The following is a 20,083-nucleotide window of genomic DNA, read 5'->3' as shown; positions in this document are numbered from 1 at the left end:
GCTGGCTTGCTTCAAGAGAGAAAGCGGGATAAAAATACTCAACAATTGCCTTCCGTCAAGGCGCCGCAGGCGCCTTCGGCGGCTCATTGCCGTAAAAGCAGGTATCCGCATGATTGAATTCAGCCCTTGGCCGCAAGACCTCGCCCGACGCTATCGCGAGGCCGGTTACTGGATCGACCAGCCGCTGACGCATATCCTGGACGCACAGCTGGCCGCCAACCCCGAGGCCGAGGCGCTGGTCTGCGGTTCGCGCCGCTTCAGCTATGCCGAGCTGGACCGGCTGTCGCGCAACCTGGCAGCGCGCCTGGCACGGCAGGGGCTGGGCCATGGCGATACCGCGCTGGTGCAACTGCCGAACGTGGCCGAGTTCTTCGTCGCCTTCTTCGCGCTTCTGCGGATCGGGGTGGCGCCGGTGAATGCGCTTTTCAGCCATCGCCGGCTGGAGTTGACCGAATATGTCCGCCAGATCGCGCCGCGGGTGGTCATCGCCGCGCGCGACCACGAACTGTTCCGCGACGACGGTTTTGCCCAGGAACTGCGGGCCGGCGGCGTCGCGCATCTGCTGCTTCTGGGCGAGGACGAGCCCGAGCGCAGCCTGACGCATTGGCTGACCCCTGACGGCGACCTGCCCGAGGGCGCGGGGCCGACCCCGGCCGACCAGGTCGCCTTCTTTCAGCTGTCGGGCGGCAGCACCGGCACGCCCAAGCTGATCCCGCGCACCCATAACGATTACGACTACAGCATCCGCGCCAGCGTCCAGATCTGCGGCGTGACCCCGGCCACGCGCTTTCTTTGCGCCCTGCCGGCCGGGCACAACTTCACCATGAGCTCGCCGGGCACGCTGGGGGTGTTCCATGCCGGCGGCACCGTGGTCATGGCCCCCAGCCCCGAGCCGCTGACCTGTTTCGACATCGTCGCGCGCGAGCGCATCACCATGGCGCCGCTGGTGCCGCCCGCCGTGGCGCTGTGGCTGCGCGCGGTCGAGGAGGATCCCGCCCGCCGCGCCATGCTGGACAGCCTGGAGCTGATGCTGGTCGGCGGCGCCAGCTTTGCCGAGGCGATGGCGCGGCGCGTCCCCGAGCTGCTGGGCTGCCGGTTGCAACAGGTCTTCGGCATGGCCGAGGGGCTGGTGAACTATACCCGGCTGGACGATCCCGAGGAGGTGATCTTTACCACCCAGGGCCGCCCGATCAGCCCCGACGACGAGGTCCGCGTCCTGGACGAGGACGGCAACCCGGTCCCCGACGGCACGCCGGGCGCGCTGGCCACCCGCGGCCCCTATACCTTCCGCGGCTATTACCGCAGCCCGGACCACAATGCGAAGGCCTTCGATGCCGAAGGGTTCTATTACTCGGGCGACGTGGTGGTGCGACAGGGCGGCAACCTGCGCGTCGTCGGCCGCATCAAGGACCAGATCAACCGCGGCGGCGAGAAGATCGCCGCCGAGGAGATCGAGAACCTGCTGGTCCGCCATCCCGACATCACCCATGCCGCGCTGGTCGCCGCGCCCGATGCGCATCTGGGCGAGAAAAGCTGCGCCTTCCTGGTGCTGCGCGAGGGGGCGGGCAAGCTTTCCCCGCCGGCGCTGCGCCGGCACCTGCTGGAGCTGGGCGTGGCCGAATACAAGCTGCCCGACCGTTTCCGCTTTCTGCCCGAATTGCCGCTGACCGCGGTGGGCAAGATCGACAAGCGCCGCCTGCGCGACAGCCTCGTGGCCGAAACCGCCTGAAAGGACGAATGATGGATAGTGCCGAAAAGACCGATCTCAGCCCCGAATGGCTGGCCGCCCGCGTAGCCGCGATGATCGAGGACGATTGCGAGATCGAGCCGGGCGAGAACCTCGTCCTTTACGGGCTCGATTCGATCGCGGTGATGACCTTTTCGTCCGAACTGAAGCAGATGGGCATCGAGGCCAGCTTCGAGGAACTGGCCCGCGAGCCGTCGCTGGACAATTGGTGGGCGCTGATTTCGTCGCGGCTGTGAACGACGGGCCGGCCGTGACGGGCCGGCCGTGAAGCGGGTCAGGCGCGCAGCGTCGCGCCGCCATCGACATACAGGTCGGCCATGGTGACATGGCCCGCCTGATCCGACAGCATGAACATCACCGCGCCGGCGATGTCCTCGGGCGTCGCCAGCTTCTTCAGCGGGATGCCGGTGCGATAGGCGTCCAGGCTGCCCTCGATCACCGCGCGCTCGCCGGCGCCGCCGTCCTCAGTCCACATGCCGGTCTGCATCGGCGTCAGGGTCGAGCCCGGCGCGACGATGTTGCAGCGCACGCCCTGCGCCGCCAGTTCCAGCCCCAGGCAGCGGACCAGCATGGTCGCCGCCGCCTTGGACGCGGCATAGGCGCCCATGTTCAGGCGCGGAATCCCCGCCGCGTTCGAGCTGACCGCGACAATGGCGCCGCCGCCGTTGCGCACCATGGCGCGGCCGAAGGCGCGGGTGATGTTGAAGGTGCCCCGGGCATTGACGCCGATCACCCGCTCCCATTCCTCGGGCGCAAGGTCCAGCAGCGGCCCGATGGCCAGCACGCCGGCCGCATGGACGCCTAGCCCCAGCGGGCCATGCGCCGCCTCGACCTCGGCCACCAGCGCCTCGACGGCATCGCCATCGCGCACGTCCAGCGCCCGGTTCTCGGCCCCCGCGACCGGGTTCGCGGCCAGCGCCGACTCGGTATCGCTGGCGACGACCTTCGCGCCGGCGTCCAGCAGCGCGGCGACCACGGCCCGGCCGATGCCGCCGGCCGCGCCGGTGACGATGGCGGTCCGGCCCTGAAATCCGGTCAGGCGCATGACTTCACCTCTTGCGCTTCCAGTGCGGCCAGCGCCTGCCGGGTGGACAGGGCCACGCCGCAGGTGGCGGCGATCCAGCCCATGGCCATGTCCTGCTTCTCGCGCGAAAAATCGGCCTGGGCATCGGCCACGGCAAAGGCCTCGATGTCGCGCTGGAACGCCTCGACGGCGGTGGCGAGACAGCCGATATGGGCATAGACGCCGCAGATCATCAGCTGGTCGCGGCCGCGCGCCCGCATCAGATGTTCCAGGTTGGAACGCTGGAAGGCGCTGTAGCGATGCTTGACCAGCACGATGTCGCCTGCCGCCGGGGCCAGTTCGGGCAGGATCTCCTCATGCTCGGGGACGGCGCTCATGCCCGGCCCCCAGAGATCGGCCTGAAGCCCGCGATCCGGGCGGAACTGGTCGCCCTTCTGCGCGGTATAGAAGACCGGCACGCCCGCCGCCCGCGCCGCATGGATCAGCCGCGCGATATTGCCGACCACCGGCGCCAGCGGCGCGCCCTCGGGATAGGGGCGGCAGAAATAGCGCTGCATGTCATGGACCAGCAGCGCCAGCCGGTCGCGTTCGGGCTGCCAGGGCCCGCGCGCCTTGGGCAGCTCGGCCTCGGTCGGGGGTGCATAGGGGGCAATGCCGGGCAGGGCCATCAGGTATCTCCGTTGCAGGCCACGCCTTGCAGTGCCGCGTCCTGCGGCAGGCCAAGCGCGGCCAGAAGCGCGCCGAACTTGGCGCCGGTCTCGGCAGCCTCGGCCATCGGGTCCGAGCCGGGAACGATCCCCGCCCCGGCGTAAAGCCGAGCCTGCCGGCCGCTGATCTCGGCGCAGCGGATGGCGACATACCAGGCGCCGTCGCCGCTTGCGTCGCACCAGCCGACCGCGCCGGCATAGAAATCCCGCGCCACGGGTTCAAGGGCCTTGATGAAGCCCGCCGCCCGCCCCATCGGCACGCCGCAGACCGCCGGCGTCGGATGCAGCGCCGAGGCCAGCACCACCGAGGGCGTGTCCGCATCCTTCAGCCTGCCCTCGATCCGGGTGCCCAGGTGCCACATGCTGCGGGTCGAGGTGACGCAGGTGCCCTGGGGGCAGCCCAGCTCGCGGCACCAGGGGGCCAGCGTGTCCAGGATCGCTTCGACCACCAGCGCATGTTCGCGGTGGTCCTTGGCCGAGCCGGACAAGGCCGCGGCCGCGGCGTGGTCGGCCACCGGGTCGGCCAGCCGGCGCGCCGAGCCCGCCAGCGGATGCGAGGCGATGGTCCGGCCGCGCTTCTCGACCAGCAGCTCGGGGGTGGCGCCACAAAGCGCGCGGCCCTGCGGATGCTCGGGCCCGGCGGGCAACGCCACGCGAAAGGCGGTCACGCTGCGGTCTGCATGCAGCCGCGCCATCAGCGCCTCGACCGGGATCGGCGCGGCAGATTCGACCAGCAGCGTGCGCGCCAGCACGATCTTTTCCAGCGCATCGCGGCTGCCGGCCTCCTCGGCCATGATGCCGAGCGCGCGGGCGACGGCGCCGGCATAGTCCCGCGCGGCGGGCTCGGCCGTCAGGCGCCAGCCCGGCAGCGGCAGGCCCTGCAGCGCGGCGCCGCCGGGCGCGGACGCCTCGCTGCGCCGGCAATGCCACAGGCAATCCCCCGCCTCGCGGTCGAAGGGCAAGGCGCCGCCGATCACCGCGTCCGGCGCGACCCCGGCCAGGGCCGCAGCCACCCGCGCCTCAAGCGTCGCGGCATTCCCGGCGGCGATCCGCCGCGCGGGACCGCGCCCCTGGATACGCCCCGAAGGGCCGTCGAAACCGAAAAGAACCGGATCAGGCACAGGCGACGCCGTCTTGCGCGGCGCCTCGGACAGGCGGATGTTCATCATGCATCTCGTTTCAAAGGAATTTCGTCCCCGATCCCGGCGGCGGCCCACGGCATTGGAACTGGCGCGGGCCGTGCAGACATGGATGATGCTGCGATCATATCCGGGGCAGAACTCTCCTGCGCAGGGTTTGGCAAACGATGTCTTGGGTGGCGCATCGCCGCGATCCCCAAGGGGCACGGCCAATCGGACGGCGGTCCGGAAATCCCGCCCTTCAGCTTCCCGCCGGCAATCTGTCAAAGCGGACCCGGAAAGGCAAGTAAAAAGATCAGGATTAGCGCGGGCCGGCGAATTGCCGCGACTCCGCCCTCCGCAGAGCCGGAACCGGGCGCCGGGCGGACGGGTTCGGGAAAGGTGACAATGCGGAAGGACCAAGGGGATGAACCGTCAGGACGACCCGGCAGAAGGCCCAGATTTCGACCTCGCGGCTGCACGGGTCTGCGCGATCGTGAACATGGGCTCGGGCCGCGAGGCGGGCGACGACATCGCAGACAAGCTGCGCAGGGCCTTGCAGGGCCGGGTGGCCGAGTTGCAGTTCCGCGGCACCGGACAGGGCGCCGACCTGCCCGCCATGGCCGGCGCGGCGGTGGCCGAGGGCTTCGACCTGATCGTCGCGGCCGGGGGCGACGGCACCCAGGCCGCCGTGGCCGGCGCGATCGCGGGCACGGAGGCGGCGATGGCGGTGATTCCCGGCGGCACCTTCAACTATTTCGCCCGCGACCTCGGCTCGGGCGAGACGGTCGAGGCGGCGCTGGCGATCTTCGATGCGCCCCGCATCCGCCGCGTCCATGTCGGCGAGATGAATGGCATGGTCTTCCTCAACAATGTCAGCTTCGGCGCCTATCCCGAGATCCTGCGCCGCCGCGAAAGCATCTATCGCCGCTGGGGCCGGTCGCGGCTGGCGGCCTATTGGTCGGCGGTGGCGGCGCTGTGGACGCTGCGTCGCCCGCTGCGCCTGACCGTACACGCGGATGGCAAGACGCGGCACTTCACCACCGCCCTGGCCTTCGTGGCGAAAAGCGCCTATCAGCTGGACGCATTCGGGCTGGAGGGGGCCGATTGCGTGCGGCGCGGCCAGCTGGCGCTGCTGGTGGCGCGGGCGAAGCGGCCGGGGCCGCTGGTGCGCTCGGCGTTGCGGCTGGCCCTGGGCAAATCGGCGCGCTATGCCGATTTCGACCTGATCTGCGCCGATGACTTCGAACTCGAGACCGTGCCGCGCCACGAATATGTCGCCCATGACGGCGAAAAGACCTGGATGGATTCGCCCTTTCGCATCCGCGTGCGCCACGACGCGCTGAAGGTGCTGGTCCCGGCCGAAAGCGGCGGGCGGGATGCCGGATGACGCGCATCCTGCATCTCTCGGACCTGCATTTCGGGCTGGAGCGCAAGCCGCTGGTCGAGCCGCTGATCGACCGCATCAACGCCGCCCGCGCCGATCTGGTGGTGGTGACGGGCGACCTGACCCATCGCGGCCGCTCGGCGCAATTCGCGCAGGCCGCGGCCTTCCTGCGCCGGATCGAGGCGCCGCTGCTGGCGGTGCCCGGCAACCACGACATCCCGCTTTACAAGCTGGCGGACCGGATGCTGCGCCCCTGGCGCCGCTGGCGGCGCGCCATCGCCGAGAACCTCGAGCCCGTGGGCCATGTCGGCACCCTGCGGGTGCAAGGCGTCAACAGCGTCGATCCGATGGCCTGGCAACGCGGCATCGTCACGCCCGCGCAGGTGGCGCGGGTGATCGCCGGGCTCGACCCCGCCTGCATCAACATCGTCGCCCTGCACCACCCGATGCAGCAGCGCCCGCAGGTGGACAAGGCGCTGATGCAGGGCGCCGCCCCGGCGCTGGCCGGCTTCCAGGCCGAAGGCGTGCAACTGGTCCTGAGCGGCCACCTGCACCTGTGGTCGATCGGCGCCTTCCTGGGCAAGCGGGGACGGCCGATCCTGCAAGTCCAGGCCGGCACCGCGCTGTGCGACCGGCCCGGCGACCGGCAGAACGAATTCGCCGTGCTGGATTTCGCCGGCCCCGACCTGCTGGTCGAGCGCCATGTCGCGCCCATGACCGAGCCCGGCTTCCGCCCGCCCGAGCATTTGCGATTCACCCGCCGGGACGGGCTCTGGCGCCCGGCCTGATCTTCTTCGTTCCATAAATACCCTGGGGGAGCGCCCCTCGGGCCCCATCGAGGGGCCCGAGGGGCGCGGGGGCAAAGCCCCCGGCCCCGCTCACCCCTTGGGCTCGATGCGGAAGACGGTGCCCCAGGGATCGCACAATTCCTCCACCCCCAGCGCCTGCAACCGATCCGGATCGGCGGCCAGCACCACCTCGGCCAGCCCGGCCGAGCCGGGGCTGCGCCGCCCGGCGCCGCGGCTGTTCCAGACATTGCCCGCCAGGTGGTGATGATAGCCGCCGGTGGCAAAGAAACTCGCGCCGAAGCGATGCGCCATGCGCACCATGCCCAGCCGGTTCATGCAGAAATCCTCGGCCGCGGCCACATCGCCCACCTGAAGATGGACATGGCCCACCACGCTGTCCTCGGGCGCGCCGGTCCAGGCGCCCGCACCCGCCGCCATCAGATCGGGCAGGTCCAGCGCGACGGTATCCATCCGCACCTCGGCGCCGTCATGCCGCCAGGCGCTGCGCGGACGGTCGGCATAGACCTCGATCCCGTTGCCCTCGGGGTCGCGCAGGTAAAGCGCCTCGCTGACCAGGTGGTCCGAGGCCCCGTCGAGCCCGATCCCGCGCCCGGCGACGAAGCGCAGCCAGCGCCCCAGCGCCGCGCGGTCGGGCAGAAGGAAGGCGGTATGGAACAGCCCCGCCTCTTGCGGGCGCGGGCGGGCGGCCCGGTCGCGGCGCAGCTCCAGCAACGGCTTGCCGCCAGCACCCAGCACCGTTTCCTCGCCGCTGCCGGAAATCCGCTCCAGCCCGATGACCGAGCGGTAGAAATCCCCGACCCGGTCCAGGTCGTTGACGATCAGGGCCACCCGGCCGATCTGGATGGGGGCGTCGCTCGTGGCCATCATGCTCTCCTTGATATCCTGTTGCAGCCAAGATAGGCGCGGGGCGCATGGCTGGAAATGGCGCCAATCGGGGAAGACTGACGCCATGGCAGCGACAATATGCGCGGATTGCCTTTGCCCGCGCCCCGGCGCATGATGCGGAGCCTTTTCGTCAGCCGGAACCCGATGAAGCCCCGCGCCCCCAAGACACGCCCCGCCAAGACCCCACCGGCCCCGACCCGGTTGCAGCCCGAACCCGCGCGGCTGGCCGCCGATCCGGCGCGGATGGAGATCTTCCTGGTCGCCACCCCCGGACTGGAAGAGCCGCTGGCAGCGGAGGCCCGCCTGCTCGGCTGGGACGCCCAGGTCCAGCCCGGCGGCGTCACGTTCACCGGCGGCTGGGCGGATGTCTGGCGGGCGAACCTGGAAATCCGCGGCGCGACCCGCGTCCTCGCGCGCATCGGCGCCTTTCGCGCCATGCATCCGGCGCAGCTCGACAAGCGCGCGCGCCGCTTTCCCTGGGCCGACTGGCTGCGCCCGGACGTGCCGATCCGCATCGAGGCCAGCAGCCGCAAGTCCCGCATCTATCACGCCGGCGCCATCACCCAGCGCATCGAGGCCGCGATCCGCGACAGCCTGGGCGCCCCCGTGGCCGAGGACGCGCCGGTCACGCTGAAGATCCGCATCGAGGACGACCTTTGCACCATCAGCCTGGACACATCGGGCGAATCGCTGCACCGGCGCGGCCACAAGCAGGCGGTGGGCAAGGCGCCGATGCGCGAGACCATGGCGGCGATGTTCCTGCGCCAATGCGGCTTCGACGGGGCCGAGCCGGTACTGGACCCGATGTGCGGCTCGGGCACCTTCGTCATCGAGGCGGCCGAGATGGCGGCCGGCCTCGCCCCCGGCCGGATGCGGCCTTTCGCCTTTGAACACCTGCCGGACCATGACGCACAGGCATGGCAGGCGATGCGCGGCGCCCCTGCCCCGCACGCGCCGGCCGAGCCCCGCTACCACGGCAGCGACCGCGACCCCGGCGCGATCCGCATGAGCCGCGAGAACGCCGCCCGCGCCGGGCTGGACCGCTGGACCAGCTTCGAAAACCGCGCCATCGGCGATCTCCTCCGCCCCGAAGGCCCGCCGGGGCTGGTCATGGTCAACCCGCCCTATGGCGCGCGCATCGGCAACAAGGGCCCGCTTTTCGGCCTGCACGCGACGCTGGGCGAGGTGCTGCGCGAACGCTTCCGCGGCTGGCGCGTCGGCCTGGTCACCAGCGAGGCGCCGCTGGCCCGCGCGACCGGCCTGCCGTTTCGCGAACCCGGCCCCTATGTCGCCCATGGCGGGCTGAAGATCCGGCTGTGGCAGACCGGGCCGCTGTAAGGGGAACCCCGGCCGCCGGTGCGCATTGATACGGTTGGTCGCAGGGACAGGCTCCCGGCGGATGATATGCTATCCCGAAACCGCGCAGGAGAATCGCATGGATATTCGTTTCGACAACCAGATCGCCCTTGTCACCGGCGCCGGTTCGGGGCTGGGCGAGGCGATCGCGCTGGAGCTTGCCGCCTCGGGCGCCACGGTGGTGGCTGCCGACCTGCATGAGGAAACCGCCCGCGCCACCGCCGAGCGGATCGTCGCGGCCGGCGGCCGGGCCGAGGCCGTGGCGGGCGACGTCTCTGACCCCGATGCGGTGCGCAAGGCCGTCGAGGTCGCCAAGGGGCTGGGCGGGCTGCACCTGCTGGTGAACAATGCCGGCATCGGCGGCCCCAGCGCGCCGGTCGGGGAATACCCGCTGGACGGCTGGCAAAAGGTGATCGACATCAACCTGAACGCGGTCTTCTACGGCATGCGCTACGGCATCCCGGCCATGCTGGAATCGGGCGGCGGGGCAATCGTGAACATGGCCTCGATCCTCGGCTCGGTCGGGTTCAACGGCGCCGGGGCCTATGTCTCGGCCAAGCATGCCGTGGTGGGCATGACCAAGAACGCGGCGCTGGAATATGCGGCGCAGGGCATCCGGGTGAACGCGGTCGGCCCGGCCTTCATCGACACGCCGCTGCTCGACCAGCTCGACCCCGAGGTCAAGCAGGCGCTGGTCGCCCGCCATCCCATCGGCCGGCTGGGCCGGGCGGAGGAGGTGGCGGGGCTCGTCGCCTTCCTGCTGTCCGACCGTGCCAGCTTCATCACCGGCAGCTATCACCTGGTGGACGGCGGCTATACGGCGCTCTGACGCCTAGTCTTTGCCATGCCGGCTGGCGGGCTTGCGCGCCGGCCAGCGCGGCAGGGCAGGGATCTCCAGCACATCGCCCGGCAAGACGGCCGCGGCAAGCCAGGCCAGGTCGCGCCGCGCCATGGCGATGCAGCCCGCGGTCGGAAAGCCCGGCCGGCGCCATTGGTGCAGGAAAATGGCGGACCCCGCGCCGGGCCGGGCCTGTGGGTAGTTCCAATCCGTCACCAGCACGATATCGTAAAGCGGATCGGCGCGCCGCATCGCCTCGTGGCTGGCGGCGAAGGGCGCGCGGACCGGCTGGTTATAGGCCGGATGGCCCGAGGCGTCGCACCACAAATCGCCCGGCAGGATCGGCCGCGCCCAGGCCGCCGGCCGCGGCACCCGGTCGGGACGATAGAGCAGCCCGACCAGGCGGTGCCGGCCGACGGGCGTCGCCCCGTCGCCTTCGCGCTTGTCGTTGCGGATGCCGCCGCGCCCGACCGCGCAGGGAATGAGCCGCGATCCCGCCCGCAGCCCCATGGGGGTCAAGAGCAACCTCACAGCAGATGGCCCGATTTTGCGGCCTTCACGTCCAGATAACCGGTATTGTGGCGGTTGCGGGGCGTGACCAGCGGCACGCGCTCGGCCACGCGGATGCCGTGGCCCTCCAGCATCGCGACCTTCTTGGGGTTGTTGGTCATCAGCCGCACCGCCTCGAAGCCCATCTTCTTCAGGATGCCGGCGCCGATGCGGAAATCGCGCTCGTCGTCCTCGAAGCCCAGCCGGTGGTTGGCCTCGACCGTGTCGAAGCCCTGGTTCTGCAGCGCATAGGCGCGCATCTTGTTGGCCAGGCCGATGCCGCGTCCCTCCTGGTTCAGATAGAGCAGCACGCCCTCGCCCGCCTGGCCCATGGCGGCCAGCGCGGCATGCAGCTGCGGGCCGCAATCGCATTTCAGGCTGCCCAGCACATCGCCGGTGAAACAGGCCGAATGCAGCCGCGCCAGCACCGGCGCCGCGCGCGAGGGGGCGCCGATCTCGACCGCGTAATGCTCGGCCTCGCCATTGTCGGGGCGAAAGATGTGCAGCTTGGAATTCTCGGCCGCCAGCAGCGGCAGGCGCGCGGCGGCGACGGGGGCCATCGCGGCCTCGGTCGCCATCTGCGCCAGCGCCGGGCCGGGCGAAAGCTGCGTCAGCCCCTCGGCCGGCCCGGCCAGCGGCACCACCAGAACGGCGGGCAGAAGCTGCGCCGATTTCGCCAGGGCGATCCCGGCGCGATGCGGATCGACATCGCCGCCGCGCGGGCTGCGGAAGGGGCCCTTCATCGGCGTCATCAGGTCGCCCGCCGGATCGGCCACCGCGCGCAGCCAGGCCAGGTCCGCATCGCCCGGCACCGCGATCCGCGCCAGGTCGCGGTCATAGACCCGGACCTTCAGCGTCTCGGCCCGCGGCTCGGTGATCGCCAGCACGGCGGGGCCGAGGGCGCGCATCGTCTCCAGCCGGTCGGCCCGCAGCGTCTCGACCGCCGCGACCAACTGGCCGCCGATGACCACGGGCAGGCCGATGCGCAGGTCGGCGCGGGCGCGCGACAGGGTCTCTGTCAGGGTCGGGATCAGGGTCATCGGGCCAGCATGGTTGAAACAATCTGAAACATAGGGCGGATTTCCGACAACTCCATGTGAGAATTGCTGCAAACCGCTGGACGCCTGCCGCGCCGCGCCACAGTTTTCCGCCATAACGCCAAAGGAGGCAAGAATGGCCGGACTGAAAAAGATCCTGCTGGTCGATGACGAGGAAGACCTGCGCGAGGCCCTGGCCGAGCAATTGGTCGCCACCGAGGATTTCGAGGTGTTCGAGGCCGGCTCGGGCCACGAGGCGGTCGAAAGGACCAAGGGCGCCATCTTCGACCTGGTCGTGCTGGACGTGGGCCTGCCCGATACCGACGGGCGCGAGCTGTGCAAGCGGCTGCGCAAGCAGGGGGTGAAATGCCCCATCGTCATGCTGACCGGCCACGATACCGATGCCGATACCATCCTGGGCCTGGATTCCGGGGCGAACGACTATATCACCAAGCCGTTCAAGTTCCCGGTGCTGCTGGCGCGGTTGCGCGCCCAGCTGCGCACCCACGAACAGTCCGAGGACGCGATCTTCCAGCTTGGCCCCTATACGTTCAAGCCGGCGATGAAGATGCTGATCGACCAGAAGGACCGTAAGATCCGCCTGACGGAAAAGGAAACCAACATCCTGAAATTCCTCTACCGCGCCCAGGACGGGGTGGTGCCGCGCGACGTGCTGCTGCACGAGGTCTGGGGCTACAATGCCGGCGTGACCACGCATACGCTGGAGACGCATATCTACCGCCTGCGCCAGAAGATCGAGCCCGACCCCTCGAACGCGCGGCTGCTGGTCACGGAATCGGGCGGCTATCGCCTGGTGGCTTGATAAATGTTCAGCGGCGGAACCCGCGCGCGGCTTGCGGGTTTGGCCTGCGAAGCCCGGTGGTCGGAGGATGCGGCCACATGACGACCCGGCCCCGGCCCAGCCCGGCGGCCGGGTTTCCTTTTTCGCCGCCCGCGGGGGCGCTTCGCCCCCCGCACCCCCCGAGGATATTTCCCCAAGGAAGAAGACCGGGCACGGGGGCCGCGGTTCTCCGGTTCTTTCTTGGAGAAATATCCTCGGGGGTCCGGGGGCAGACAGCCCCCGGACCGGCAGCGATGGACAAGCCGCGCCCGGCCCCCTAGGGTCGCGCACGAAGAAGGAGCCTGCCCCCGTGTTCACCATCGCCACCTGGAACATCAACTCGGTCCGCCTGCGCGAGACGTTGGTCGCCCGCTTCCTGACCGAGGAAGCGCCGGACATCCTTTGCCTGCAAGAGACGAAAAGCCCGGTCGAGAACATCCCGCTGGAGGCATTCCGGGCGCTTGGCTACAAGCATTTCGTCGCGCGTGGGCAAAAGGGCTACAACGGCGTCGCCATCCTGTCGAAACTGCCGCTCGAAGATGCGGGCGACCGCGACTATGCCGGGCTGGGTCATGCCCGCCACGTCGCCGCGCGGCTGGAAAACGGCGTGACCATCCACAATTTCTATGTCCCGGCCGGCGGCGACATTCCCGACCGCGAGCAGAACGTCAAGTTCGGCCAGAAGCTGGATTTCCTGGCCGAGATGCGCGACGTCTTCCATGCCGAGCGGCCGGCACGCTCGATCATGGTGGGCGACCTGAACATCGCCCCGCGCGAGGACGACGTCTGGTCGCACAAGCAATTGCTGAAGATCGTCAGCCACACGCCGATCGAGGTCGAGCACCTGGGCGCCGCCCAGGATGCCGGCAAATGGGTGGACATCACCCGCAAGGACATCCCGCAGGGCCTGCTTTACAGCTGGTGGAGCTATCGGGCGCGGGACTGGGACGCCGCCGACAAGGGCCGGCGGCTGGACCATATCTGGGCCACGCCCGACATTGCCAATGCCGGGCATGACAGCCGCATCCTGCGACCCTTGCGCGGCTGGCAGCAGCCCAGCGACCACGTGCCGGTGCTGGCCAGCTTCGATCTCTGATCCTCCGCTGCGGCGCATGGCCGCAGGGATGCGCGGGGGCCGGCCAATCTTGCATCGGGCCGGTGGCTGCGCCATCTAGGAGGCGACCCTTTCGCATGAGGATACCCGATGCTCGAGCTTGGCTCCGCCCCCAAAGATGCCGCCCCTGCCGATTTCATCAAGGACGTGTCCGAGGCGACCTTCATGGCCGAGGTGGTCGATGCCTCGATGCAGGTGCCGGTCATCGTCGATTTCTGGGCGCCCTGGTGCGGCCCCTGCAAGACGCTGGGCCCGCAACTGGAGGCCGAGGTCGCCCGCCACAAGGGCCGCGTCCGCATGGCCAAGGTCAATGTGGACGAGAACCAGATGATCGCCGGCCAGATGCGCGTGCAGTCGATCCCGACCGTCTATGCCTTCTTCCAGGGCCAGCCGGTCGACGGTTTCCAGGGCGCGATCCCGCAAAGCCAGATCAAGCAGTTCGTCGAGAAGCTGGCCACCATGGGCGGCGATGACGGCGGGCTGGCCGCGGCGCTGGATGCCGCCGAGGCGATGATTGCCGAGGGCGCGGCCGAGGATGCGGCCGAGACCTTCGCGGCCATCCTGGGCGAGGAGCCCGAGAACCCCGCCGCCTGGGGCGGGCTGATCCGCGCCCATCTGGCCGCGGGCCATGCCGACCGGGCCGAGGAGGCGCTGGCGCAGGTGCCCGCCGCCATCGCCAATGCCGCGCCCATCGAGGCGGCCCGCGCGCAATTGCAGCTGGCGCGGCAGGCCGCCAGCGCCGGTCCCCTGGACGAGCTGCGCCAGAAGGTCGAGGCCGATCCCGCCGACCAGCAGGCGCGCTTCGACTATGCCGCCGCGCTGCATGCAGCGGGCGAGGTCGAGGAGGCGATCGAGCAGCTTCTGGAGGCCTTCCGCCGCGACCGCGACTGGAACGAGGGCGCAGCCAAGGCGCAGCTTCTGACCATCTTCGATGCCATGAAGCCCACCGATCCGCTGGCACAGAAGGGACGCCGCCGCCTGTCCTCGCTGATCTTCGCCTGACATGTCGCGCGGCATCGACCTGCCCGAGACCCTCCCGCTGTTCCCGCTGCCGGGCGCGGTGCTGATGCCCCGCACCCGCCTGCCCCTGCAGATCTTCGAGCCGCGCTATCTGCAGATGGTCGAGGACGTGCTGAAGACCCCCTCGCGGCTGATCGGCATGATCCAGCCGGCCGAAGGCGGGCTCGATTCGCTGGCCTCGGTCGGCTGCGCGGGCCGGATCGTGGCCTTTTCCGAGCTGGACGACGGGCGGCTGATGATCTCGCTCCGGGCGCGTTCGCGCTTCCGGCTGAACGAGGTGCGGCCCGGCTTCACGCCCTATCTGCGCGGCCAGGTGGACTGGTCGGGCTATGAGGGCGACCTGGCCGCCCAGCCCGAGGAAGACCCGCGCTTCGACCGCAAGGGCTTCATGGCGCGGTTGGGCCGCTACATGGAGCAGCGCGGCCTGTCCACCGACTGGGATGCGGCCGAGGCATCGGAGGCGGAGACGCTGGTCAATTCGCTGTCGATGCTGCTGCCCTTTGCCCCCGAGGAAAAGCAGGCCCTGCTGGAGGCGCCGGCGCTTGCCGACCGCCGCGAACTGCTGGAGGGGCTGCTGGAATACGCCCTGCACGGCGGCGACAACGAGGAGACGATCCAGTGACCGAAGACACCGCCGAACGCGGCTACGACCGCCACATGCTCGAGGCGCTGGTCTGCCCGGTGACGCATGCGACGCTGCGTTACGACGCGCAGGCGCAGGAGCTGGTCTCGGAAGCGGCCGGGCTGGCCTTTCCGATCCGGGGCGGCATTCCGATCATGCTGCTGAACGAGGCGCGCCAGATCCGCGCCTGAGGAAAAGCCCGCGCAGCCGGCGGGCTGCATGGCCCCTGGGCCCCGCAACCGTGGGCCGGGCCTCCGCCCCCCTCCCGCGCGCCCGGCGAAGGCCGCGTGGCCTTGCGGGACCAAGGCCCGGCGGGAAACCGGGGGAACCGACCCCGCGCACCCTTGCCCATCCGCGGCGTCGGTCGCCGCCCGGCCAAGGCCCGGCCGGAAGCCTGCGCAGCCGGCCTCTTGCCCATCGGCACGGCCGGCCCTGGCCGCATCGCGCGGGACCGGCCTTGCCCTTGCCGCGAATCGGACGCATGGCTAGCGGGACGAAAGGAATCGCGCATGAGCGAATGGACCAAGGGTTTCTGGGCGATGATCGCGGTCTGCGTGACCTGGGGCCTGTCGCCGATCTATTATCGCGCGCTGGCCGGCGTGCCGACCGTCGAGGTGCTGGCGCATCGCACCATCTGGTCGCTGGCGCTGTTCCTGGTCATCCTGGGCGTCCAGGGCCGGCTGAGCCAGCTGCGCGCCGCCCTGGGCGGGCGGCAGCTGGGGCGGATCGCCTTCGCGGCGCTGACCGTCTCGACCAACTGGGGCATGTTCATCTGGGCGGTGCAGGCCGGCCATGTGGTGCAAAGCTCGCTGGGCTATTACATCTTTCCCCTGGCCGCTGTGGTGATGGGCGTGCTGGTCTTCGGCGAAAGCCTGACCCGCCTGCAGGCGCTGGCCGTCCTGCTGGCGGCGCTGGCGGTGGCGCTGCTGACCTGGGGCCTGGGCGTCGCCCCCTGGATCAGCCTGGGACTGGCCCTGACCTTCGTCCTTTACGGCGCGGTCAAGAAGGCGCTGCCGCTGGGCCCGGTGCTTTCTGTCGCGGCCGAGGTGGCGCTGCTGGCGCCGCTGGCGCTTGGCTGGCTCATTGCCCAGGCGCTTGGAGTGATGCCGGCGTCGCTGGCCCAGCCGCTGGGCTTCGGCGCGAATCTGCCCGACACGCTGCTGCTGATCGCCTCGGGCGCGGTGACGGCGGTGCCGCTGATCCTGTTCAGCTATGCGGCGCGGCGGGTCGGCATGGCCACGCTGGGATTGATGTTCTACCTGAACCCGACGCTGCAATTCCTCTGCGCCGTGCTGCTGTTCGGCGAATCCTTCACCGGCTGGCACATGATCGCCTTTGCGATGATCTGGGCGGCGCTGGCGATCTATTCCGTCTCGGCCCTGCGCCAGTCCCGCCACGCCCCGCCATTGGCAAACGGGTGAAACCGCGTATAGAACAGCGCGAAAGAACATCCGGGGGCGACATGGCCAATCAGAACGACAGCTTCATCGACGAGGTCACCGAGGATCTGCGCCGCGACCGGCTGTTCGGCCTGTTCCGCCGCTACGGTTGGATCGCGCTCCTGGTGATCCTGGGCATCGTCAGCGGCGCCGCCTGGCGGGAATATGCCAGCAGCCAGGCGGAAAGCCGGGCCCGGGCCTGGGGCGATGCCGTCCTGGCCGCCCGCCAGGGCCAGGATCCCATCACCGCGCTTTCCGCCGTCGATCCCGCCGGCTCGGCCGGCCGCAAGCTGCTGGCCGAGATGCTGGCCGCCGGCGCCGAGGCCGAGGCCGGCCTGCCGCAAAAGGCCGCCGAGCGGCTGAAGGCCGCCGCGGCGGGCCTGCGCAACGACGCCGTGCTGCGCGACCTGGCGCTGCTCAAGGCGGTGATGGTGGCGGGCGCGGCCATGGATGCGGCAGAACGCGACCAGTTGCTGGCCGATCTCTCCAAGCCCGGCGCGCCCTTCGAACTGCTGGCGCTGGAGCAGAAGGCGGTGGCGCTGATCGGCGCCGGCCGCACCGAGGACGCGGTGATGCTGATCGGCCAGATCCAGCAAAAGGACGGGCTGTCCGAACCCTTGCGCCGCCGCCTGTCCGAGATGATGATCACCCTGGGGGTCGAGCCCGACCACAGCGAAGGGCCCCTGCCCCAGGCCATGCCGGCGCCCGCCGCGAACTGATGGCCGGTCCCGCCGGCAAACCGAACCAACGCGCCCGCGGCCGACCCCAGATGTCACCCCCGGCCCGGATAGAGGAGAAAGCGATGACGAGGCTGTCCCTGATCGCCGCTCTGGCTGGCCTGACCGCCCTTTCGGCCTGCGCCGAGCGCGACACCATCCTACCCGGCGAACGCCTGGACCCGCGCGCCGTGCTGTCCCCCGACAGCCCCGTGGCCGAGGGCGCGCAGGCGCCGACCACCGCCGCGCTGTCTCTGCCGGCGGTGCGCGCCAATGCCGACTGGCCGCAGCGCGCCGGCAACGCCGCCCATGCGCCGGGCAATGCGGCGCTTGGCGCCGGCACGCAGCGGATCTGGGCCGCACCCATCGGCGCGGCCTCGGACAAGCGCCACCGCATCACCGCCGACCCGGTGGTCGCGGGCGGGCTGGTCTTTGCCCTGGACAGCCAGTCCACCGTCACCGCCACCACCACCGGCGGCGGCCGGGTCTGGAGCGTGGACCTGCGCCCGGCCGGCGAAAGCGGCCGCAGCGTCTCGGGCGGCGGGCTGGCCTTCGAGGGCAACCGCGTCTTCGCCTCGACCGGCTATGGCGAGCTGGTGGCGCTGGATGCCCGCACCGGCGGCGTCGCCTGGCGGCAGAAGGTCGGCTCGACCATCGGCGGCGCGCCCACGGTCGCGAATGGCGTGGTCTATGTGGTGGACCGCGAACAGACCGGCTGGGCGGTGCGCGCCAATGACGGCAAGGTGCTGTGGCGCAGCTTCGGCAACAAGGACATGGCCGGGGTGATGGGCGCCCCCTCGCCCGCGGTCTCGGGCGGCACGGTGGTCTTTCCGTCGAACACCGGCGCGCTGGCGGGCGTCGATGCCGGCGACGGCAGCCAGCTTTGGGTCGCCAATGTCGGCGGCACCCGGCTGGGCCGCGCGGTCAGCTATTTCCGCGACATGACCGGCGACCCGGTCATCCTGGGCAATACGCTTTATGCCGGCACCAGCGCCGGCGGCGTCGGCGCCTATGACATGACCACCGGCACGATGAAATGGCACGCGCGCGAGGGCGCGGCCAGCCCGGTGCTGGCCGCCGGCAACTCGGTCTTTCTGGTCAACGACCAGGCGCAGCTGATCCGGCTGGACGCGGCCAATGGCGGCCGGGTCTGGGCGCAGAAACTGCCCTATTTCACCGAACAGGTCATCCGCAAGCAGGACCGGGTCTGGAACCATTACGGCCCGGTGCTGGCGGGATCCAAGCTTTACCTCGCCTCGTCGGACGGCTATCTGCGCGTCTTCGATCCCGCCTCGGGCGCGCTGATCGGCACCGCCCAGATCCCCGGCGGCGCCGCGGCAGGCCCGGCCGTCGCGGGCCAGACCCTTTACGTCGTCACCCATGACGGCCAGTTGATCGCATACAGATGAGCTTTACCCTCGCCATTGTCGGGCGCCCCAATGTCGGCAAGTCCACGCTGTTCAACCGCCTTGTCGGCAAGCGCCTGGCCCTGGTCGATGACCAGCCCGGCGTGACCCGCGACCTGCGCGAGGGCGCGGGGCGGCTGGGCGACCTGCGCTTCATCGTCGTCGATTCGGCCGGGCTGGAGATTGCCGAGGACGACAGCCTGCAAGGCCGCATGCGCCGCCTGACCGAGCGCGCGGTGGACGAGGCCGATGTCTGCCTGTTCGTGATCGACGCCCGCGTGGGCGTGACGGCGGCCGACGAATATTTCGCCGACATCCTGCGCAAGCGGGCGAAACACGTGATCCTGGCCGCCAACAAGGCCGAGGGCCGCGCCGGCGAGGCGGGCGCGATGGAAGCCTATGCGCTTGGCCTGGGCGAGCCCCTGCGCATCTCGGCCGAGCATGGCGAGGGCATGGACGACCTCTATCGGGCGCTGGTGCCGCTGGCCGAAGAGTTCGAGGCGCAGAACGTCCAGCAGGCGCCCGAAACCGATGTCGCCGTCGAGGATGGCGAGGAGGACGAAGACTGGCGCCCCTCGGCCGCCCGGCCCTTGCAGGTCGCGGTGATCGGCCGGCCCAATGCCGGGAAATCGACGCTCATCAACAAGATCCTGGGCGAGGACCGGCTGCTGACCGGACCCGAGGCCGGCATCACCCGCGATTCGATCAGCGTCAGCACGAATTTCATGGGCACGCCGGTGCGCATCTTCGACACCGCGGGCATGCGCAAGAAGGCGCGCGTCACCGACAAGGTGGAAAAGCTTTCCGTCGCCGACGGGCTGCGCGCCGTGCGCTTTGCCGAGGTGGTGGTGGTGCTTCTGGACGTGGGCATCCCCTTCGAGCAGCAAGACCTGCGCATCGCCGATTTCGCCGAGACCGAGGGCCGCGCCGTGGTCGTCGCGGCGAACAAATGGGATCTGGAAGAGGACAAGCCCGAGAAGCTCAAGGAATTGCGCGAGGCCTTCGAGCGGCTCCTGCCGCAGCTGAAGGGCGCGCCGCTGGTCACGGTCTCGGCCCGCACCGGCAAGGGGCTGGACCGGCTGCACAACGCCATCCTCAAGGCGCATGAGGTCTGGAACCGCCGCATCCCCACCGCCCGGCTGAACCAATGGCTTTCCGCCATGACCGAGGCGCATCCGCCGCCCGCGCCCGGCGGCCGCCGCATCCGCCTGCGCTATATCACCCAGGTCAAGACCCGGCCGCCGGCCTTCGTGGTCATGGCGACCCATACCGACAAGCTGCCCGACAGCTATGCGCGCTATCTCGTCAACGGGCTGCGGGCCGATTTCGACATGCCCGGCACGCCGATCCGGCTGACCTTCCGCGACCAGGGCACCAAGAACCCCTATAAGGACAAGGCCGGCAAGATCAGCCAGTCCGGCGCGCTCTCCAAGCACAGGCAGCGGCAAAGGCCCAAGGGCAGCTAGGC

General features: G+C 70.3%; 21 protein-coding genes. 15 read left to right on the top strand and 6 right to left on the bottom strand.

The window, feature by feature from the left end; all coding sequences use genetic code 11:
• Nucleotides 1-109: 109 nt before the first annotated feature.
• A complete protein-coding gene (locus ACNKFW_RS03050) occupies nucleotides 110-1,729 on the top strand; it encodes a (2,3-dihydroxybenzoyl)adenylate synthase (RefSeq protein ID WP_147427595.1) in 1,620 nt (539 codons plus the stop codon).
• Between the two features lie 8 nt (nucleotides 1,730-1,737).
• Nucleotides 1,738-1,983: a phosphopantetheine-binding protein gene (locus ACNKFW_RS03045; RefSeq protein ID WP_024844233.1), complete on the top strand. Its 246-nt coding sequence runs from the start codon at nucleotides 1,738-1,740 to the stop codon at nucleotides 1,981-1,983.
• Nucleotides 1,984-2,021: 38 nt separating this feature from the next.
• On the opposite strand, the gene ACNKFW_RS03040 is transcribed toward ACNKFW_RS03045, so the two are convergent.
• The 3 genes from ACNKFW_RS03040 to ACNKFW_RS03030 are packed head-to-tail and all read right to left on the bottom strand — an operon-like array spanning nucleotide 2,022 to nucleotide 4,647.
• Nucleotides 2,022-2,792, bottom strand: a complete 771-nt coding sequence (locus tag ACNKFW_RS03040) for a 2,3-dihydro-2,3-dihydroxybenzoate dehydrogenase (protein ID WP_024844234.1) — start codon at nucleotides 2,790-2,792, stop codon at nucleotides 2,022-2,024.
• Entirely contained in the window at nucleotides 2,783-3,439 is a 657-nt protein-coding gene (locus ACNKFW_RS03035; RefSeq protein WP_147427594.1) for an isochorismatase family protein, read from the bottom strand. The genes ACNKFW_RS03040 and ACNKFW_RS03035 overlap by 10 nt, the downstream gene beginning before the upstream one ends.
• On the bottom strand, nucleotides 3,439-4,647 hold the full coding sequence (locus ACNKFW_RS03030) for an isochorismate synthase (RefSeq protein ID WP_231493214.1): 1,209 nt from the start codon (nucleotides 4,645-4,647) through the stop codon (nucleotides 3,439-3,441). Before ACNKFW_RS03030 ends, ACNKFW_RS03035 begins: the two co-directional genes overlap by 1 nt.
• A 376-nt stretch (nucleotides 4,648-5,023) precedes the next feature.
• On the opposite strand from ACNKFW_RS03030, the gene ACNKFW_RS03025 reads away from it, so the two are divergent.
• Nucleotides 5,024-5,986 carry a diacylglycerol/lipid kinase family protein gene (locus ACNKFW_RS03025; protein ID WP_147427593.1) on the top strand — a complete coding sequence of 321 codons (963 nt, stop codon included), beginning with the start codon at nucleotides 5,024-5,026 and terminating at the stop codon, nucleotides 5,984-5,986.
• Nucleotides 5,983-6,771 carry a metallophosphoesterase family protein gene (locus tag ACNKFW_RS03020; protein ID WP_028710305.1) on the top strand — a complete coding sequence of 263 codons (789 nt, stop codon included), beginning with the start codon at nucleotides 5,983-5,985 and terminating at the stop codon, nucleotides 6,769-6,771. Before ACNKFW_RS03025 ends, ACNKFW_RS03020 begins: the two co-directional genes overlap by 4 nt.
• A gap of 90 nt (nucleotides 6,772-6,861) precedes the next feature.
• Here ACNKFW_RS03020 and ACNKFW_RS03015 read toward each other — a convergent pair whose 3' ends face one another.
• On the bottom strand, nucleotides 6,862-7,659 hold the full coding sequence (locus ACNKFW_RS03015; RefSeq protein ID WP_418024727.1) for a VOC family protein: 798 nt from the start codon (nucleotides 7,657-7,659) through the stop codon (nucleotides 6,862-6,864).
• 162 nt (nucleotides 7,660-7,821) lie between these two features.
• Here ACNKFW_RS03015 and ACNKFW_RS03010 point away from each other — a divergent pair, with 162 nt between their 5' ends.
• Together ACNKFW_RS03010 and ACNKFW_RS03005 are read left to right on the top strand one after the other, a co-directional pair.
• Complete coding sequence (locus tag ACNKFW_RS03010) at nucleotides 7,822-9,015, top strand: THUMP domain-containing class I SAM-dependent RNA methyltransferase (RefSeq protein WP_244314554.1); 1,194 nt, start codon at nucleotides 7,822-7,824, stop codon at nucleotides 9,013-9,015.
• Nucleotides 9,016-9,112: 97 nt separating this feature from the next.
• Entirely contained in the window at nucleotides 9,113-9,862 is a 750-nt protein-coding gene (locus ACNKFW_RS03005; RefSeq protein ID WP_028710306.1) for an SDR family NAD(P)-dependent oxidoreductase, read from the top strand.
• A 3-nt stretch (nucleotides 9,863-9,865) separates the two neighbouring features.
• On the opposite strand, the gene ACNKFW_RS03000 is transcribed toward ACNKFW_RS03005, so the two are convergent.
• Both ACNKFW_RS03000 and ribA read right to left on the bottom strand, forming a co-directional pair.
• Nucleotides 9,866-10,381 (bottom strand): L,D-transpeptidase family protein, encoded by a 516-nt coding sequence (locus ACNKFW_RS03000; RefSeq protein WP_177209326.1) that lies wholly within the window; start codon nucleotides 10,379-10,381, stop codon nucleotides 9,866-9,868.
• 17 nt (nucleotides 10,382-10,398) lie between these two features.
• On the bottom strand, nucleotides 10,399-11,460 hold the full coding sequence (ribA, locus tag ACNKFW_RS02995) for a GTP cyclohydrolase II (protein WP_024844243.1): 1,062 nt from the start codon (nucleotides 11,458-11,460) through the stop codon (nucleotides 10,399-10,401).
• 133 nt (nucleotides 11,461-11,593) lie between these two features.
• Here ribA and ACNKFW_RS02990 point away from each other — a divergent pair, with 133 nt between their 5' ends.
• The 9 genes from ACNKFW_RS02990 (at nucleotide 11,594) to der (ending at nucleotide 20,081) form a co-directional block, all read left to right on the top strand.
• A complete protein-coding gene (locus tag ACNKFW_RS02990) occupies nucleotides 11,594-12,280 on the top strand; it encodes a response regulator transcription factor (protein ID WP_024844244.1) in 687 nt (228 codons plus the stop codon).
• Between the two features lie 328 nt (nucleotides 12,281-12,608).
• Nucleotides 12,609-13,394 (top strand): exodeoxyribonuclease III, encoded by a 786-nt coding sequence (locus ACNKFW_RS02985; protein ID WP_024844245.1) that lies wholly within the window; start codon nucleotides 12,609-12,611, stop codon nucleotides 13,392-13,394.
• Between the two features lie 108 nt (nucleotides 13,395-13,502).
• Complete coding sequence (gene trxA, locus ACNKFW_RS02980; RefSeq protein WP_024844246.1) at nucleotides 13,503-14,414, top strand: thioredoxin; 912 nt, start codon at nucleotides 13,503-13,505, stop codon at nucleotides 14,412-14,414.
• Between the two features lies 1 nt (nucleotide 14,415).
• The gene (locus tag ACNKFW_RS02975; RefSeq protein WP_024844247.1) at nucleotides 14,416-15,054 is read left to right on the top strand and encodes an LON peptidase substrate-binding domain-containing protein; all 639 of its coding nucleotides are present in this window, start codon (nucleotides 14,416-14,418) and stop codon (nucleotides 15,052-15,054) included.
• 35 nt (nucleotides 15,055-15,089) lie between these two features.
• On the top strand, nucleotides 15,090-15,245 hold the full coding sequence (locus tag ACNKFW_RS02970; RefSeq protein WP_114669431.1) for a Trm112 family protein: 156 nt from the start codon (nucleotides 15,090-15,092) through the stop codon (nucleotides 15,243-15,245).
• 318 nt (nucleotides 15,246-15,563) lie between these two features.
• The gene (gene rarD / locus ACNKFW_RS02965; RefSeq protein ID WP_024844249.1) at nucleotides 15,564-16,475 is read left to right on the top strand and encodes an EamA family transporter RarD; all 912 of its coding nucleotides are present in this window, start codon (nucleotides 15,564-15,566) and stop codon (nucleotides 16,473-16,475) included.
• A 41-nt stretch (nucleotides 16,476-16,516) separates the two neighbouring features.
• Complete coding sequence (locus ACNKFW_RS02960) at nucleotides 16,517-17,212, top strand: hypothetical protein (RefSeq protein WP_147427592.1); 696 nt, start codon at nucleotides 16,517-16,519, stop codon at nucleotides 17,210-17,212.
• Between the two features lie 83 nt (nucleotides 17,213-17,295).
• Entirely contained in the window at nucleotides 17,296-18,618 is a 1,323-nt protein-coding gene (locus ACNKFW_RS02955; RefSeq protein ID WP_147427591.1) for a PQQ-binding-like beta-propeller repeat protein, read from the top strand.
• Nucleotides 18,615-20,081, top strand: a complete 1,467-nt coding sequence (gene der, locus ACNKFW_RS02950; RefSeq protein ID WP_147427590.1) for a ribosome biogenesis GTPase Der — start codon at nucleotides 18,615-18,617, stop codon at nucleotides 20,079-20,081. Before ACNKFW_RS02955 ends, der begins: the two co-directional genes overlap by 4 nt.
• Nucleotides 20,082-20,083 lie beyond the last annotated feature (2 nt).

The organism is Paracoccus sp. TD-10, from assembly GCF_048270675.1.
Taxonomy (GTDB): Bacteria; Pseudomonadota; Alphaproteobacteria; order Rhodobacterales; family Rhodobacteraceae; genus Paracoccus; species Paracoccus pantotrophus.
Note: the sequence above shows the minus strand (reverse complement) of the source record. Positions and strands in the feature narration are given on the sequence as shown.